At 71.5% G+C, this 15532-nt stretch carries 13 protein-coding genes; 2 read left to right on the top strand and 11 right to left on the bottom strand.

The genetic code is table 11. The annotated features are described in order from the left end of the window. The first annotated feature begins 5 nt into the window (after positions 1-5). A complete protein-coding gene (locus ACZ592_RS26045) occupies positions 6-905 on the top strand; it encodes a LysR family transcriptional regulator (protein WP_471584057.1) in 900 nt (299 codons plus the stop codon). Positions 906-974: 69 nt separating this feature from the next. Here ACZ592_RS26045 and ACZ592_RS26040 read toward each other — a convergent pair whose 3' ends face one another. Next, positions 975-1610 (bottom strand): YqgE/AlgH family protein, encoded by a 636-nt coding sequence (locus ACZ592_RS26040; RefSeq protein WP_471584056.1) that lies wholly within the window; start codon positions 1608-1610, stop codon positions 975-977. 254 nt (positions 1611-1864) lie between these two features. Here ACZ592_RS26040 and murA point away from each other — a divergent pair, with 254 nt between their 5' ends. Next, positions 1865-3205 carry a UDP-N-acetylglucosamine 1-carboxyvinyltransferase gene (murA, locus tag ACZ592_RS26035; protein ID WP_471584055.1) on the top strand — a complete coding sequence of 447 codons (1341 nt, stop codon included), beginning with the start codon at positions 1865-1867 and terminating at the stop codon, positions 3203-3205. Between the two features lie 94 nt (positions 3206-3299). Here the strand turns inward: murA and ACZ592_RS26030 are convergent, their stop codons facing one another. From ACZ592_RS26030 to ACZ592_RS25985, 10 genes are all read right to left on the bottom strand, one after another. Beyond that, positions 3300-3581, bottom strand: a complete 282-nt coding sequence (locus ACZ592_RS26030) for an HU family DNA-binding protein (RefSeq protein WP_016645140.1) — start codon at positions 3579-3581, stop codon at positions 3300-3302. 302 nt (positions 3582-3883) lie between these two features. Further along, positions 3884-5314: an NAD-dependent malic enzyme gene (locus tag ACZ592_RS26025; RefSeq protein WP_471584054.1), complete on the bottom strand. Its 1431-nt coding sequence runs from the start codon at positions 5312-5314 to the stop codon at positions 3884-3886. Positions 5315-5693: 379 nt separating this feature from the next. Further along, positions 5694-8063, bottom strand: a complete 2370-nt coding sequence (locus tag ACZ592_RS26020; protein ID WP_471584053.1) for a HelD family protein — start codon at positions 8061-8063, stop codon at positions 5694-5696. 153 nt (positions 8064-8216) lie between these two features. Then, positions 8217-9014, bottom strand: coding sequence for an anti-sigma factor family protein (locus ACZ592_RS26015; protein ID WP_471584052.1), 798 nt, complete (start codon positions 9012-9014; stop codon positions 8217-8219). Further along, positions 9011-9592 (bottom strand): sigma-70 family RNA polymerase sigma factor, encoded by a 582-nt coding sequence (locus ACZ592_RS26010; RefSeq protein ID WP_471584051.1) that lies wholly within the window; start codon positions 9590-9592, stop codon positions 9011-9013. Before ACZ592_RS26010 ends, ACZ592_RS26015 begins: the two co-directional genes overlap by 4 nt. Before the next feature lie 310 nt (positions 9593-9902). Next, positions 9903-10490 (bottom strand): CGNR zinc finger domain-containing protein, encoded by a 588-nt coding sequence (locus tag ACZ592_RS26005; protein ID WP_471584050.1) that lies wholly within the window; start codon positions 10488-10490, stop codon positions 9903-9905. Positions 10491-10822: 332 nt separating this feature from the next. Further along, positions 10823-11977, bottom strand: a complete 1155-nt coding sequence (locus ACZ592_RS26000) for a uroporphyrinogen-III synthase (protein WP_471584049.1) — start codon at positions 11975-11977, stop codon at positions 10823-10825. Positions 11978-12103: 126 nt separating this feature from the next. Next, positions 12104-13468: a nitrate/nitrite transporter gene (locus tag ACZ592_RS25995; RefSeq protein WP_471584048.1), complete on the bottom strand. Its 1365-nt coding sequence runs from the start codon at positions 13466-13468 to the stop codon at positions 12104-12106. Positions 13469-13665: 197 nt separating this feature from the next. Next, complete coding sequence (locus ACZ592_RS25990; protein WP_471584047.1) at positions 13666-14712, bottom strand: hypothetical protein; 1047 nt, start codon at positions 14710-14712, stop codon at positions 13666-13668. Further along, the gene (locus tag ACZ592_RS25985; protein ID WP_471584046.1) at positions 14703-15365 is read right to left on the bottom strand and encodes a hypothetical protein; all 663 of its coding nucleotides are present in this window, start codon (positions 15363-15365) and stop codon (positions 14703-14705) included. The genes ACZ592_RS25990 and ACZ592_RS25985 overlap by 10 nt, the downstream gene beginning before the upstream one ends. Positions 15366-15532 lie beyond the last annotated feature (167 nt).

The following is a 15532-nucleotide window of genomic DNA, read 5'->3' as shown; positions in this document are numbered from 1 at the left end:
TCGACATGGATCACCTGACCGAAGCGGGACCGGACCGCGAGACACGTACGGACGGCGTGGAACTCCGTCACCTGCGCGGATTCCTCGCCGTCGCCGACGAGTTGAGCTTCACGCACGCCGCCGCGGTCCTGCGCGTCGGGCAGCCCGCGCTCACCCGGACCGTGCGGGCCCTGGAGGACGCCCTCGGCACACGCCTCCTGGAGCGGACCACGCGCCGCGTCGAACTCACCGAGGCCGGCTGCCGGCTCCGCGACGAGCTGGCGCCGCTGCTGTCCCGGATCGACACCGCGCTGCGCACCACGGGCAGCGAACCGCCCCTCCTGCGGCTCGGGTTCACCTCACTGCTGCCCCGGGCCTGCGCCGAGCTCGTGCATGCCTTCAAGGCGGCGACGGGCGCGGGCGTGCGGCTCGTGCGGCGCGACGAGCCGCTCGCCGGGCTCCTGTCGGGCGCCTGCGACGTCGCGGTCGTACGCGGTGACGTGCCGTCCGGCGCCGCGGTCCGCACCCGTGTCCTGCTGCACGAGCCGCGCGTGGCCGTCGTCGCGCGGGGCGCCGCGGAGCTCGCGGGCCGCCGCGTCGCCGACTGGACGGAGCTCGCCGACCTGCCGCTCGTCGTCAACACGGTCACCGGCACCACCCGCCCCGAGCTGTGGCCTGCCGACCGGCGCCCGAAGCTGTCCTGCACCGCCGACAACCTCGACGAATGGCTGGAAGCGGTCGCCGCGGGCCACGGCGTGGGCGTCGCGCCCGAACCGGTGGCCCGCAGGCACCACCACCCGTCCCTGCGCTACGTACGCCTGAAGAACGCGCCGCCGGTCACCGTGCGCCTCGCGGTCCCCGCGCGCGACCCGCACCCGCTGGCCGAGCGGTATCTGAGCGGGGCGGACCGGCTCGGCGAGGGGTAGCCCCGACCGGGCCGGGAACCGTCCCGGTCCGGCGGCGGCCCGGCTCAGTCCAGTTCAGTCCAGTTCAGTTCAGTTCAGCGACGGGTCGTCCGGATAGGTCGCCACCATCGCCAGCTCGCTGCGCTGGCGTCTGAGCACCGCGCGCCACAGCCGCTCCGGATCCGGCGAGGAGACGTCACCCGGCTCGGACTCGACGACGTACCAGGCGCCGTCCGCCAGTTCGTTCTCCAGCTGTCCCGGGCCCCAGCCCGAGTAGCCGGCGAAGATCCGCAGGGAGCCGAGGGCGGAGGCCAGGAGCTCGGGCGGGGCCTCCAGGTCGACGAGGCCGATCGCGCCGTGCACGCGCCGGAAGCCGACGGGGTCACCGGCCGCGCGGGTCCCGGGGCCCGGGGCGGGGGCCCGTCTGCCGACCCGGGAGCGGGGGCCCGGGGGCGGTGGCTCGTCGCCGGGGATCACCGCGACGCCGAGCGCCGAGTCCAGCGAGACGGGGCCGCCCTGGAAGACGACGCCGGGCGCGCCCGCCAGCTCTCCCCAGCCCTCCAGGATGTCGCCGACGCCCACCGGGGTGGGGCGGTTGAGGACCACGCCGAGCGAGCCCTCCTCGTCGTGGTCGAGGAGCAGCACCACCGCGCGGTCGAAGTTCGGGTCCGCCAGGGCCGGTGTCGCCACGAGAAGCCGCCCTGTGAGCGAGGACACCTCGGTCATGGACCACATGATCCCGCATCTTTGCCCTGCGCGGGGAGGCAATGCGCATACCGGAGTGAATGCAGCTCAGGGCCCCACAGGGGCGGGCGGTGCGCCCGGTGCGGGCAGTGACCCGGAGTGTCCGGTTACGAACGTTTCGTGTTGTCGCGGACTCCTGACGTGCTGTGCGCGTCCGCAGCCTTACGGAAGGGGGGTACGCGGCCATTACGCTTGCCCTTTGGTCCCCCCGTCCATCCAATCGGAACGCGAGATTCATGACCGTCACCGATGATGTCCTGCTCGTCCACGGCGGAACTCCGCTGGAGGGTGAGATCCGTGTCCGCGGCGCGAAGAACCTCGTGCCCAAGGCCATGGTCGCCGCGCTGCTCGGCAGCGCTCCGAGCCGACTGCGCAACGTCCCCGACATCCGGGACGTCCGCGTCGTACGCGGCCTGCTGCAACTGCACGGCGTCACGGTCCGTCCGGGTGAGGAACCGGGCGAGCTCATCATGGACCCGTCGCACGTGGAGAGCGCGAACGTCGCCGACATCGACGCCCACGCGGGCTCGTCGCGCATTCCGATCCTCTTCTGCGGCCCTCTGCTGCACCGCCTCGGGCACGCCTTCATCCCCGGCCTCGGCGGCTGCGACATCGGCGGCCGGCCGATCGACTTCCACTTCGAGGTGCTCCGCCAGTTCGGCGCCACCATCGAGAAGCGCGAGGGCGGCCAGTACCTGGAGGCCCCGCAGCGGCTGCGCGGCACGAAGATCAAGCTGCCGTACCCGTCCGTGGGCGCCACCGAGCAGGTCCTGCTCACCGCCGTGCTCGCGGAGGGCGTGACCGAGCTCTCGAACGCCGCGGTCGAGCCGGAGATCGAGGACCTGATCTGCGTCCTGCAGAAAATGGGCGCGATCATCGCCATGGACACCGACCGGACCATAAGGGTCACCGGCGTCGACAGCCTCGGCGGCTACACCCACCACGCCCTCTCGGACCGCCTGGAGGCCGCCTCGTGGGCTTCCGCGGCCCTGGCGACCGAAGGCAACGTCTACGTCCGCGGCGCCCAGCAGCGCTCGATGATGACGTTCCTGAACACCTACCGGAAGGTGGGTGGCGCCTTCGAGATCGACGACGAGGGCATCCGCTTCTGGCACCCGGGCGGCTCGCTCAACGCGATCGCCCTGGAGACGGACGTGCACCCCGGTTTCCAGACGGACTGGCAGCAGCCGCTGGTCGTCGCCCTCACCCAGGCGGCGGGCCTCTCCATCGTCCACGAGACGGTCTACGAATCCCGTCTGGGATTCACCTCCGCGCTCAACCAGATGGGCGCACACATTCAGCTCTACCGCGAGTGCCTGGGCGGCTCCGACTGCCGCTTCGGCCAGCGCAACTTCCTCCACTCGGCGGTCGTCAGCGGCCCCACGAAGCTCCAGGGCGCCGATCTGGTCATCCCCGACCTGCGCGGCGGCTTCTCGTACCTGATCGCGGCCCTCGCGGCGCAGGGCACGTCCCGCGTCCACGGCATCGACCTGATCAACCGCGGCTACGAGAACTTCATGGCCAAGCTCCAGGAACTCGGCGCGAAGGTCGAGCTCCCGGGCAAGACGGCGCTGTAGGGCCGGGTGGCTCCGGCTCGGCCGGGGCCCTGCCGGACGGCACACGAAAGGGGCGGTCACCCAGTGGGTGACCGCCCCTTTCAGCTGCTCAGGGTTACTTCCCCTTGGCCGCTTCCTTCAGCTTGGAACCAGCCGAAACCTTGACGCTGTAACCGGCCGGGATGTTGATCGGCTCGCCGGTCTGCGGGTTGCGGGCGGTGCGAGCGGCACGGTGGGTGCGCTCGAAGGTCAGGAAGCCGGGGATGGTGACCTTCTCGTCGCCCTTGGCAACGATCTCGCCGACGGTCTCGGCGAACGCGGCCAGCACGGCGTCGGCGTCCTTGCGGGTCACCTCGGCGCGGTCGGCCAGCGCGGCCACCAGCTCACTGCGGTTCATGTTTGTACTCCCGTGTTCTTTTGCCGTTGAGGCGTGCCACGCGGCAGAGCCGCATGATGGGCACAGCGAAGACGATGCTGCCAGGGTCCTCGGACAGTCCCCGGACCCGGGTCTGACGTCAGACCCTCGCGCCCGATTACGCATCCTGCCCCCACCTGCGGCGGGAAAGCCAATCCGGCGCCCTTTGGGGTCACACGGAAAGCGTCCGCCGCCCCTGAAATGACGGGGGTCGGGAGGGCTTGTCTGCCAAGCCACCCTAGAGGGGCCCCTCGGGCCCCGGGTCCCGCGACGCGCCGTGTCGGCTACGCCGTGGGACCCGTCACAGCGGCCCCCGCGGCCTTCGCGGCGGTCCGCACGGCGCCGGCGACGGCACCTGCGACCTTGTCGTTGAAGACGCTGGGGATGATGTAGTTCCGGTTCAGCTCGTCCTCGGCCACGACGTCCGCGAGGGCGCCCGCGGCGGCCAGCATCATCTCGGTGTTGACCGTGCGCGACTGGGCGTCCAGGAGGCCGCGGAAGACGCCGGGGAAGACCAGGACGTTGTTGATCTGGTTCGGGAAGTCCGAGCGGCCGGTGGCGACAACTGCCGCCGTCTGGCGGGCGATTGCCGGGTCGACCTCGGGGTCCGGGTTCGCGAGCGCGAACACGATGGCACCCTCGGCCATGGCCGCGACGTCGTCGCCGTTCAGCACGTTCGGGGCGGAGACGCCGATGAAGACATCGGCACCGACCACGGCCTCCTTGAGCGTGCCGGTCAGGCCCTCGGGGTTGGTGTTGTCGGCGATCCAGCGCAGCGGCGAGTCCGCGTCGGTGCCCACCAGGTCCTCGCGGTCGGCGTGCACGACGCCGTGGATGTCGGCCACGACGGCGTTCTTGACGCCGGCGGCCAGCAGCAGCTTCAGGATGGCCGTACCGGCCGCTCCGGCGCCCGACATGACCACCCGGACGTCTCCGACGCCCTTGCCCACCACGCGCAGTGCGTTGGTGAGGGCGGCCAGGACGACGATCGCGGTGCCGTGCTGGTCGTCGTGGAAGACGGGGATGTCCAGGGCCTCGCGCAGGCGCGCCTCGATCTCGAAGCAGCGGGGCGCGGAGATGTCCTCCAGGTTGATGCCCGCGAAGCCGGGAGCGATGGCCTTGACGATCTCGACGATGGCGTCGGTGTCCTGGGTGTCCAGGCAGATCGGCCAGGCGTCGATGTCGGCGAAGCGCTTGAAGAGGGCCGCCTTGCCCTCCATGACCGGCATGGCGGCCATCGGGCCGATGTTGCCGAGGCCGAGGACGGCGGAGCCGTCCGTCACGACCGCAACGGTGTTGCGCTTGATGGTCAGGCGGCGGGCGTCCTCGGGGTTCTCGGCGATCGCCATGCAGACGCGGGCCACACCCGGCGTGTAGACCATGGAGAGGTCGTCACGGTTGCGGATGGGGTGCTTGGACTGCATCTCGATCTTGCCGCCGAGGTGCATCAGGAACGTACGGTCGGAGACCTTGCCGAGGGTGACGCCCTCGATGGTGCGCAACTGCTCGACGATCTCGTCGGCGTGCGTCGTGGAGGAGGCCGCGATCGTCACGTCGATCCGCAGCATCTCGTGACCGGAGGCCGTGACGTCGAGGCCGGTCACCGAGCCCCCGGAGGACTCGACGGTCGTGGTGAGCCGGGAGACCGCCGTGCCGCTCGCGGGCACCTCCAGCCGGACCGTCATCGAGTAGGAGACGCTGGGCGCCGTTGCCATGGCCGACTTCCTCTGCTTTCACCTTGTAGCTCTTGCCGTCCGATGGTCGCACCTACCGCCGAGTACGTGGTAGCCGCCCCGGATTGAGAACGTTTTGTTCACCGGCCAGTGCGCTGCATTTTCGGAAACTTGTTTCCACCATACGAGAAGTTGGGGAAAACAGAAAGAGGCCCACGTCACGTGGTGACGTGGGCCTCTCCTACGGTCATGACACCGACCCGCCATGCTCGCCTCGCGGCAAGTGGTCGCTCGTAGCGACGATGGTTGGGCCCGGGGGCTTGGATCGGGCCGGTGCCACATCCAAGGTAACAAACGATCCCCGTAAGGCAATTCCCGTCCCGCGAAGCCGCTCCGGTCAATCTTCGGGCGCCCCTGGCGCTCAGTCCCGCAACAGGTCCGCGACCCCGTTCGCGTCCGGGTCGTCGCGCTCCCCCGAGAGGACCGTGAGCTGCTGCGTCGCGCGCGTCAGCGCCACGTACAGGACCCGCAGGCCCGCCGGGGACTCGTCCGCGATCTCCGCGGGCGAGACGACGAGCGTCGCGTCGTACTCGAGTCCCTTGGCTTCCAGGCTGCCGAGCGCCACGACGCGCCCACCGAGCCCCGCGAGCCACCGGGCGGCCTGCTCACGGCGGTTCATCGCCACGACCACGCCGACCGTGCCGTCGACCCGCTCCAGGAGCCGCGCCGCCTCCTCCCGCACGGATCCGGCCAGATCTCCGTCCCGTACGACGCAGAAGCGGGGCTCCACGCCGGTGGAGCGGACCGCCGAGGGGGACTCGGCGCCCGGCATCGCGAGGGCGAGGACCTTCGCCGCGAGCTCCGCGATCTCGGCGGGGTTGCGGTAGTTGACGGTGAGCGTGAACCGGCGGCGCGGACGGCTGCCGAGGGCCTCGTCCCGGGCCTCGCCCGCCTCGTCCGGGTCCGACCACGAGGACTGGGCCGGGTCGCCGACGACCGTCCAGGTGGCGTGCCGGCCGCGGCGGCCGACCATGCGCCACTGCATGGGCGTGAGGTCCTGGGCCTCGTCCACGATGACGTGGGCGTACTCGGTGCGCTCGGCCGCGAGCCGCTCGGCGCGCTCGCGCTGGGACTCCTCGCGCTGCGGCATCAGCTCTTCGAGGCCGGTGAGCAGGTCGAGGGGGTCCAGCTCCTTCTTCTTGCGGGGCCGGTGCGGCGTGCCGAGGATCGCCTGGAGCTCGTCCAGGAGCGCCACGTCGTGCACGGACAGGGCGTCGCGTCTGAGCGAGCGGGCGACCTTGCGGACCTCACCCGGGTTCAGGACGCGGCGCGCCCAGCGCCCGAGGCGCCGCTCGTCGCCCATCGCGGCGAGCACCCCGCGCGGGGTGAGCTCGGGCCACCAGGCGTCCAGGAAGCGGATGAAGTCGTCCTCGGAGGTGATGTCGTCGTCGAAGGAGGAGCGCAGTTCGGCGGCGAGTTCGGGGTCCGAGTGGCGGCCGGCCGCGCCGGACTGCGACCACAGGGCGTCCAGGAGGAGCTTGCGGGCGCGCGGGCGCAGCAGGTTGACGGGGGCGGTGCCGCCGAGCGCGTTGCGGCGGATGCGGCCGAGCTGGTCGGCGTCCAGTTCGAGGCGGCGGCCGAAGGCGACGACACGCAGCCGGTCGGGGGTGCCCCGGGGCACCGAGGCCCCGTTCTCCCCCTCGTCACCGTCGCCGCCGTCGCCGTCGTCCCCGAAGGCCAGCTGCTCCTGCTGCGGGGCCCGGACCGCCGCGGACGGGGTCTCCAGGGCGCCGCGCGCCGCCTTGCGCAGCACGTTCAGCATCCGCGACGAGCCCTTGGCACGGGCCACCGCGGGCGAGTCGTAGACCGTGGCCTCGACGCCGTCGACCAGGGAGCCGACCGCGCGGATCGCGACCTGGCCCTCCTCGCCGAGCGAGGGCAGGACGCCCTCCGTGTAGGCGACGAGGAGCGGGGTCGGGGAGACGATCAGGATGCCGCCCGCGTACCGGCGGCGGTCCTGGTAGAGGAGGTAGGCCGCGCGGTGCAGGGCCACGGCGGTCTTGCCGGTGCCGGGGCCGCCCTCCACGTAGGTCACCGACGCGGCGGGCGCGCGGATCACCATGTCCTGCTCGGCCTGGATCGACGCCACGATGTCGCGCATCGAGTGGCTGCGGGCCTGCCCCAGCGCGGCCATCAGGGCGCCGTCGCCGATCACCGGCAGCACCTCGCCGTCCAGGCGGGCGGTGATCTCCGGGCGCATCAGGTCGTCCTCGACGCCGAGGACCTTGCGGCCCTTGGAGCGGATGACGCGGCGGCGCACGACGCGGCCCGGGTCGACCGGCGTCGAGCGGTAGAAGGGCGCGGCGGCGGGCGCGCGCCAGTCGATGACCAGCGGCGAGTAGTCGGCGTCCAGGACGCCGATGCGGCCGATGTGGAGGGTCTCGGCGATGTCGGCGTGCTTGCCGCTCTCGTCCTCGCGGACCGCACCCTCGGCGGGCTCGACCGCCGTGTACGCGCCGTCGGGGCCCTTCTTGCCGTCCTTGCCCCGCAGCAGGTCGATACGGCCGAAGAGGAAGTCCTCGAACTCGTTGTTGAGCCGGTTCAGGTGGACCCCCGCCCGGAAGACCTGCGCGTCGCGCTCGGCCAGCGCGCCGGGCGTACCGACCTGGGAGCGCTTGGCCGCGTCGTTCATCAGGAACTCGGCCTCGTGGATCTTCTCCTCGAGACGTCGGTAGACCTGGTCGAGATGTTCCTGTTCGACGCTGATCTCGCGGTCGCGTACGTCGGCCACCGAGGCCCCTTTCACACCGTGCTGCTGCTCGTACTGAGCAGCCGTCCACCTTAGGCGAAAGGGGCCCGTCCTGTGCACTTGTCGTCGGTCGCACGTCGACCCGTCGACCTCGTCGAGCACTCGTCGTGCACGACCCGTCGACCTCGTCGTGCGCTACACGTCGACCTTGACCAGGCGCTCACCCTCGAAGGTGGTCACCTCGAAGTGGTCGATGTCGTTGCGGTCCATGGCGGCGCCCCCGTGGACGTACAGCGGGCCGCGCGCCCATTTGTTCGGGCTGTCCTTGATGCCGTATCCCCACTCGGGCACCGACCAGCTGCTGACCGTCTCCTTCGCGCCGTCCTTGCCGACCGCGATCAGCGAGCACTTCAACGGGCCCTTGACGTTCTTCAGCTCCAGGACGGTGTGGGTGCCCCAGGCCTTCTTCTCCGTGCCGACCGTGGCGCTGACCTTGGTCTTCGGGTCGGTGGCCCGCGTCTTGACCTCCATGTGGTGGAAGAAGGCGTCTTCGGCGGGGCTGGTGGGGTGCGGCTCGGCGACCACGTCCCTGGCGCCGCTGTCGTCGCCGGTCACCGCGAGGACCGTGAGCGGGCCGCCGACGATCAGCGCGGCCGCCGCCGCGACCAGGTACAGGCCGCGCCTGCGCCCGCGCTCCCGCTCGACGGCCACCTCCTCGACGAGGCGCTCGGCGAGGCGGGGCCCGGGGCGGACGGCGAGCTGTTCGCCGATCTCCGGGGCGCCGTGCGGTCCCGGGAAGTCCGCGAGGGCGGCCAGCACGGGTTCCATGCCGGAGAACTCCTCCAGCTGGTGCTGGCAGATCCCGCACGCGGCGAGGTGCTCCTCGAACCGGCCGGCCTCCGCGTCGTCCAATATCCCGAGGGCGTAGGCGCCGACGGTCTCGTGGAGGCTGTCGTCCTGCTGTGCGCCGTGGTGTCCGTAGGACTCGGTCATGCCGTCACCCCCCGCTCCTCGAGCGCCAGCTTCATCGAGCGCAGCGCGTAGAAGACCCGCGAGCGCACCGTCCCGCTCGGTATGCCCAGCGTCTCGGCCGCCTCGTTGACCGTACGCCCTTTGAAGTAGGTCTCGACAAGTACCTCCCGGTGCGCGGGAGTCAGGTCCTCCAGCGCGTCCGAGAGGGTCATCAGCCACAACGCCTTATCGATCTCGTCCTCCGCGGGGATGACCTCCAGCGGCGACGGATCGACCTCCTGCGGCCGGGCCTGCCGGCTGCGGTGGCCGTCGATGACGATGCGCCGGGCGACCGTCACCAGCCAGGGGCGTACCGAACCGGTCGCCCTGTTGAGCTGACCGGCGTTCTTCCAGGCACGGATGAGCGTCTCCTGCACGACGTCCTCGGCGCGCTGCCGGTCTCCCGCCACCAGGCGGAGCACATAGGCGAGAAGAGGACCCGCGTGCTCGCGATAGAGGGCGCGCATCAACTCCTCGTCCGGGCCCGGGGGCCGGCCGAGGCGATGTCGGTGCGGCGGTGGGCGCTCATCGGCCACGGCGGAATCCTTGCGCACGCGCACCTCCGTTGTCCGCGCTTTCGGCGGGTCTCACGTCGGAGGTACGTAGACGGGGCGAGGGATGTTCAACGCCGGTGTGTTTCGGGGTGGTTGGCGGCGTTGCGTGGTGCGGGTGTGAGGGGGGCGGGTGCGAGGGGTGCGGGTGCGGGTGCGGGTGCGGGTGCGGGTGCGGGTGCGGGGGCAGGCTCGGGTGCGGGGGCAGGCTCGGGTGCGGGGGCAGGTGCGGATACGAGGGCAGGCTCGGGTGCGGGTGCGGGTACGAGGGCGGGTGACCGGGCTCCGCCCGGAATGCCGTACGGGACCGGCGGGCCCCTCACGGACGTGCGAGCGCGGCCCTCCGGCGGTGTCTGGCCACCCGCTCGCGATTGCCGCACACCTCGCTGGAGCACCAGCGGCGACGCCGGCCGCGCGAGGTGTCCAGGTACACGATGGGGCAGTTGTCGCCCTCGCACTGGCGCAGCAGCGCGCGGGCCGCCGGGTCGGTGAGCAGGTCGACGGCGTCCCGGGCGACGACGGCGACGAGGGCCGCGCAGCCGGGGTCGCCGCGCAGCACACGGACCAGCGTGCCGTCGGGGGCGCGCACCGCGTACGGGGCCGGGGGCGCGGTGGCGGCCAGCGCGTTGACGCGGTCGAGGGCGGGCCCCACGGGCCGCCCATCGATCTCCCCGTGCACCAACTGCCCTACATGTCCCCTCAGTTCACGGAACGCGGCGAGCCACTGCGGGCCCGCGCCGGACAGGGGCGCGCCCGCGGGGACGAGCCCGGCGCCCGCGGTCCAGGCGCGGAGCCTCGCCACGGAGTCGAGTCGTTCCACGGGGTGGTTCGTCGCCACGAGGTCCAGGCAGCTCCGCCCGGAGTCGAATCGCAGCTCGTACGGAGCCGGGGCCGTGCCCAACGCCATGCGTCTGTCACCGCCTTGGGGGTCATCGGTGAGTGAATGCCGTTGCGTACCCCTACAGTGCCCGTCCCCGGGCGGGTCCGGAACCCGGCGTACCAGGTTGCTCCCAGAGCTGCCCGGAAGGGGGGCTTCTGGGCGGGGGCTCTGGGCGGGGCGGGCGGCTCGACCGACCGGACGTCAGGGCCGGGCGACCGTCAGGACCAGGCGAGCCACACGGCCGGGCTGACCGCCAGGGCCAGACGGACGTCACAGCCAGACTGGCGTCACACCCAGGCGGACGTCACAGCCAGACTGGCGTCACACCCAGGCGGGCGTCAGCACGCGCGGGCGCCCGCTCACTCCACGTACTTCGACCCGGCCGCCGGATCGATCGCGAGCCGGTAGCCCCGCTTGACCACCGTCTGGATCAGCTTCGGCGCGCCGAGGGCCGTGCGCAGGCGGGCCATCGCCGACTCCACCGCGTGCTCGTCGCTCCCCGCGCCCGGCAGCGCGCGCAGCAGCTCGGCGCGGGCCACGACCCAGCCGGGACGGCGGGCGAGGGCGCCGAGCAGGGCCATGCCCGCGGGCGGTACGGCCCGCAGCTCCTCGTCGACGAGGACGGCGTGCCCGCGGATCTCCACGCGGTGCCCGGCGATGGGCAACGCCCTTGCACGACCCGGCAGTTCACGGCACAGCATCTGGACGAGCGGGCCGAGCCGGAAGCGTTCGGGCTGCACGGTGTCCACGCCGAGGGACTGCAGCGGCAGCGCGGTGACCGGCCCCACGCAGGCGGACAGCACGTCGTGCCGCAGGGCGGCGAGCAGCTCGGCCGTCATGCCCCGCTCCTCGGCGCGGGCCAGCAGCGACGCGGCGGCGGGCGCGCTGGTGAACGTCAGCGCGTCGACGCCCCGCGCGACGGTCAGGTCAAGGAGCCGGTCCACGGGCGCGAGGTCCTCGGGCGGCAGCCACCGGTAGACCGGGACCATGACGACCTCCGCTCCCCCGGCCCGCAGCGACTCGACGAACCCGGGCAGCGGCTCGCCGTGCAGCTGGAGGGCCACGCGCCGGCCCTCGACGCCCTCGCCGAGCAGCCGGTCGAGCACCTCGGCCATGGACTCCGACGAGGGCGACCACTCCTCGGTGAGCCCGGCGGCGCGCACGGCCCCCTTCACCTTCGGTCCGCGGGCGAGCAGTTCGACCCCGCGCAGACAGCGGACCAGTGCCTCTCCGTACCCCCAGCCGTCGGCGGCCTCGATCCAGCCGCGGAACCCGATGGCTGTGGTGGCGACCACGACGTCCGGCGCGTGGTCAATCAACTCCTTGGTGGCGGAGAGGAGTTCGCTGTCGTCGGCGAGCGGCACGATGCGCAGCGCGGGCGCGTGCTGCACGACGGCACCGCGCCGCTTGAGCAGCGCGCCGAGCTCGTCGGCGCGCCGGGCCGCGGTGACGCCGACGGTGAATCCGGCGAGGGGACCGGGCGCGGTCGGGTCGTTCGTGGGAGTGGCGTGCATAGGTCTGTCTCGTTTCGTCCCGCTCGTGGCTCATGGGCGGCGGACGACCGAGCCTGTCAACGGCGCGTGACGGGCCCGGTTCGCGGCGATGTCCGCCGTGTTACGTCACACCTCGGCCGGCCCGCGTCACACCTCGGCATGCCTGAGCTGCGCCTTCTCCTCCTGGCCTGCCGCGGGGCCCGCCGATGGCCCTGTCGAGGGTACGGCCGGGACGCCCGGCTTTCGAAGGTATACGGCCCAGGTGACGGCGGCGCACACCCCGTAGAAGACGAGGAAGGCGACGTAGGCCCCCGTGCCGGATCCCACGGCCTTGAAGGACTGCCGCAGGGCGAGGTTGATGCCGAGCCCGCCGAGCGCACCCACGGCCCCGATCAGCCCCATCGCGGCCCCGGAGAGCCGCCGCCCCTCGGCCGCCGCGGCATCGCCCACCAGCCCGCTGGCCTCGGCCTTCCTCTGGAAGATCCCGGGAATCATCTTGTACGTCGACCCGTTGCCGAGCCCGGTGAGCACGAAGAGCGCGACGAACGCGCCGACGAACAGCGGCAACGACTCGCGCACGGAGGCGACCACGACGACGCCGGTCGCGGCGCCCATCCCGAGGAAGTTCGCCAGCGTGATGCGCGCCCCGCCGAACCGGTCGGCGAGCCGCCCGCCGACGGGCCGGATCAGCGAGCCGAGGAGCGGCCCGACGAAAGTGATCTGGGCGGCTTCGAGCGGCGTACGCCCGAACTGCGTCTGCAGGACGAGCCCGAAGGCGAAGCTGTACCCGATGAACGACCCGAACGTCCCCACGTAGAGCAGCGACATGATCCAGGTGTGCGGGTCCCGCGCGGCGGCCTTCGCGGCGCCGGTGTCGTTGCGGACGGACGAGATGCTGTCCATGCGACGGAAGGCGCAGACTGCGGAGACGACGATGAGCGGGATGTAGATCCCGAGCACCGCGCGCGGCCCGCCGCCCGCCCCGATGACGGCGAGCCCCACGAGCTGCACGACGGGCACGCCGATGTTGCCGCCCCCGGCGTTGAGGCCGAGCGCCCAGCCCTTCTGCCGCAGCGGGAAGAAGGAGTTGATGTTGGTCATGCTGGAGGCGAAGTTGCCGCCGCCGACGCCGGTGAGCAGCGCACACACCATGAAGGTGCCGTACGACGTCCCCGGCTCCATCACCGCGAAGGCGGCGACGGTGGGGAGCAGCAGCAGGGAGGCGGCGATCACGGTCCAGTCGCGCCCGCCGAAACGGGCGACGGCGAACGTGTACGGCACCCGGACGACGGCGCCCACCAGGGTCGCCATCGACACCAGGAAGAACTTCCCGGCCGCGTCGATGCCGTACTCGGGCCCCATGAACAGGACCATCACGGACCACAGGCTCCACACGGAGAACCCGATGTGCTCGGACAGCACGGAGAACGCGAGGTTCCGCCGCGCGACCTTCTCCCCTCCCTCCTCCTTCCAGAACCTCTCGTCCTCCGGATCCCACCGCTCGATCCACATGCCAAGCCTCCAGGGGTAGTCCACGAGCGACCGACGCCCTTGAAGGTAGGGAGCCCGCGTTTCCACCCCGTGCCACCCGGTGACCACCGGGGAACGTTGCTCTCACGGGGGGTGGGGCGGTGCGGTGAGGGGGGCGGAGCCGGGCACCCGGGGCCGGCTCCGGCCCCAAGGTTCCTGCCCGCGACGCGGGGACCCGCTCAACGGTTGATGGACTGGATCTCCTCGACGGCGACCTGCTGGTCCGCGCCGAACTCTCCCGCGGGGAGGTTGCCGCCCTCGCCCGTCGTGCTGGTCCAGCTGACCTTCCAGGTGACGGTGGCCTTCAGGTTGTACGAGCCGTCGCCGGAGGAACGGAGGTACTTCACGCCGCACGGCGGGTCCGTGTCCGCGGGCGTGCCCTTGGCCCGGGGGACGCCGACCCTGCCGCCCTCGATGGGGCACTCGCCCGAGGCGGGGTAGGTCTCGGCGTCGTCCGTGCCCGGGTCGATCGAGAGGGACACGGGTTCCGCGGTCGTGGTCGCGGAGAGCCCCGAGCCCGGGATGCTCGCGGTCACGGAGACCTTCTTGAACTTCGCCCTGTCCAGCCAGACCCAGGTCGGAAGATTCACCTTGGTCGTCCTCTCCGGCGCCATGGTGATGTCGGTTCCGGGAACGGGGAGTTCGTCGTAGGCGTACTCGGCGAGGATCTTGGGTGTCACGGCGAGCGGCTCCTTCGGAGTCTCGCCCGTGGGCACCCAGAAGGGCAGCCTCTTGCAGGAGTTGGCCTCGGGGTCGTTCTTGCGCTTGTCGTTGATGGTCGCCGCCCAGAACTGCCCCTCGCCCTGCTTGTCGAGGTTGTAGTCCTTGTAGGGGTTGCCCTCCTTGAAGTACGAGTCGAACACCCCGCCCACGAGGTCCCCCACCCCGAACATCTTCACCTGCCGGATCGCCTTGATCGCGGCCTGGATCTGCTTCGGGGAGTAGGCGGGCTCGTACCAGCAGGCCGGCGGGTCCCAGTTGCTGTTCGCCGGCGTGAGCGTGCCGGTCTTCGCGGTCTCCTGGGCTCCGTTGACCGTCGTCTGGATCTTCGTCCTGGCGGTCAGGTTCTGGTTGTGGCGGCCGCCCTGGGCCTCGGAGTTCTCCGTCCCTCCGACCACCTCATGCCCGCCGCGGGCATGAGCGACGGAGCCGGGGAGCATGGCGACGGCCAGCACGAGAGCGGGAACCGCCCAGCGGCCCGGAGTGCTTCGCTTCGCTACGCGCATTCCTTCGCCGCCTTCTCGCTGGACACACGAGTCGTCTGCCATACGCCGGCGTCGCTCTTCTCCAGACGGGTGTTGTAGAAGACGTAATCCTTCGCCGTGGCCGGGGCATCGCCCGACGACCTGTCGACCTTCCCGGTCTTACGGTCCTTGGGGAACGTCTTGGTGTCATCCATGCAGTACGTCACTGCCGCGGCACCGCCCTCGAGGAGCGTGACCTGACGCTTGAAGTACCGGGTGGTCCCCTCGAAACTCTTGCCGCTCTTGTGGTAGCCCTCGACGTAGTTCGCCGCGGACAGGAGAGCGTCCCCCGCCGAATAGAACTTCAGCGCCGGGTGCTCCTTCGCGTCCCCCGTGATCGCCTCGTCGACCGATTCGATGCGGCGCTCGTTGTCGGCCAGCACCGCATCCTTCTTCGCGTCGCCGGTCTTCCGGCCCTCGAAGATGTTTTTCACGCCCTTCGGCAGCTTGATCTCCGGCCGGTCGATCCCGTCCTTCGACGGCGACGGCGAGGCCGACTTCGACGGGCCGTCATCCGCACCAGCGATCTTGTCGTTGCCCTCGGAGTCACCGCTCCCCCCTCCGCAGGCGGAGAGGGTAAGGGCTGCCGCGGCAGTCATCGTGGCCACTGCGAGCAGGGCGGGTCGGCGGTTCACGGTCGGCTCCTGTGGGGGCGAGGGTTCTCTTGAGTGAACCAAGCTATCCATGAGGGAAAGACGAGGCCACGTCGAGTCCCGCCCCACATCAGGCATACGCGGACATAGCAACCGCACCCCCTCACCGTTGGCGCAAATTGATCGCCAACCGCACCTAGTTGATCACT

This window comes from Streptomyces sp. NPDC040622, assembly GCF_055593965.1.
This window is presented reverse-complemented; position numbering and strand designations above follow the sequence as displayed.

Coding starts and splice junctions, on each gene's coding strand:
- murA (WP_471584055.1), top strand. CDS start 1,865: ATGACCGTCACCGATGATGTCCTGCTCGTCCACGGCGGAACTCCGCTG.
- ACZ592_RS25995 (WP_471584048.1), bottom strand. CDS start 13,468: ATGTGGATCGAGCGGTGGGATCCGGAGGACGAGAGGTTCTGGAAGGAG.
- ACZ592_RS26005 (WP_471584050.1), bottom strand. CDS start 10,490: ATGGCGTTGGGCACGGCCCCGGCTCCGTACGAGCTGCGATTCGACTCC.
- ACZ592_RS26025 (WP_471584054.1), bottom strand. CDS start 5,314: ATGGCAACGGCGCCCAGCGTCTCCTACTCGATGACGGTCCGGCTGGAG.
- ACZ592_RS26030 (WP_016645140.1), bottom strand. CDS start 3,581: ATGAACCGCAGTGAGCTGGTGGCCGCGCTGGCCGACCGCGCCGAGGTG.
- ACZ592_RS26045 (WP_471584057.1), top strand. CDS start 6: ATGGATCACCTGACCGAAGCGGGACCGGACCGCGAGACACGTACGGAC.
- ACZ592_RS26000 (WP_471584049.1), bottom strand. CDS start 11,977: ATGCACGCCACTCCCACGAACGACCCGACCGCGCCCGGTCCCCTCGCC.
- ACZ592_RS26040 (WP_471584056.1), bottom strand. CDS start 1,610: ATGACCGAGGTGTCCTCGCTCACAGGGCGGCTTCTCGTGGCGACACCG.
- ACZ592_RS25990 (WP_471584047.1), bottom strand. CDS start 14,712: ATGCGCGTAGCGAAGCGAAGCACTCCGGGCCGCTGGGCGGTTCCCGCT.
- ACZ592_RS26015 (WP_471584052.1), bottom strand. CDS start 9,014: ATGACCGAGTCCTACGGACACCACGGCGCACAGCAGGACGACAGCCTC.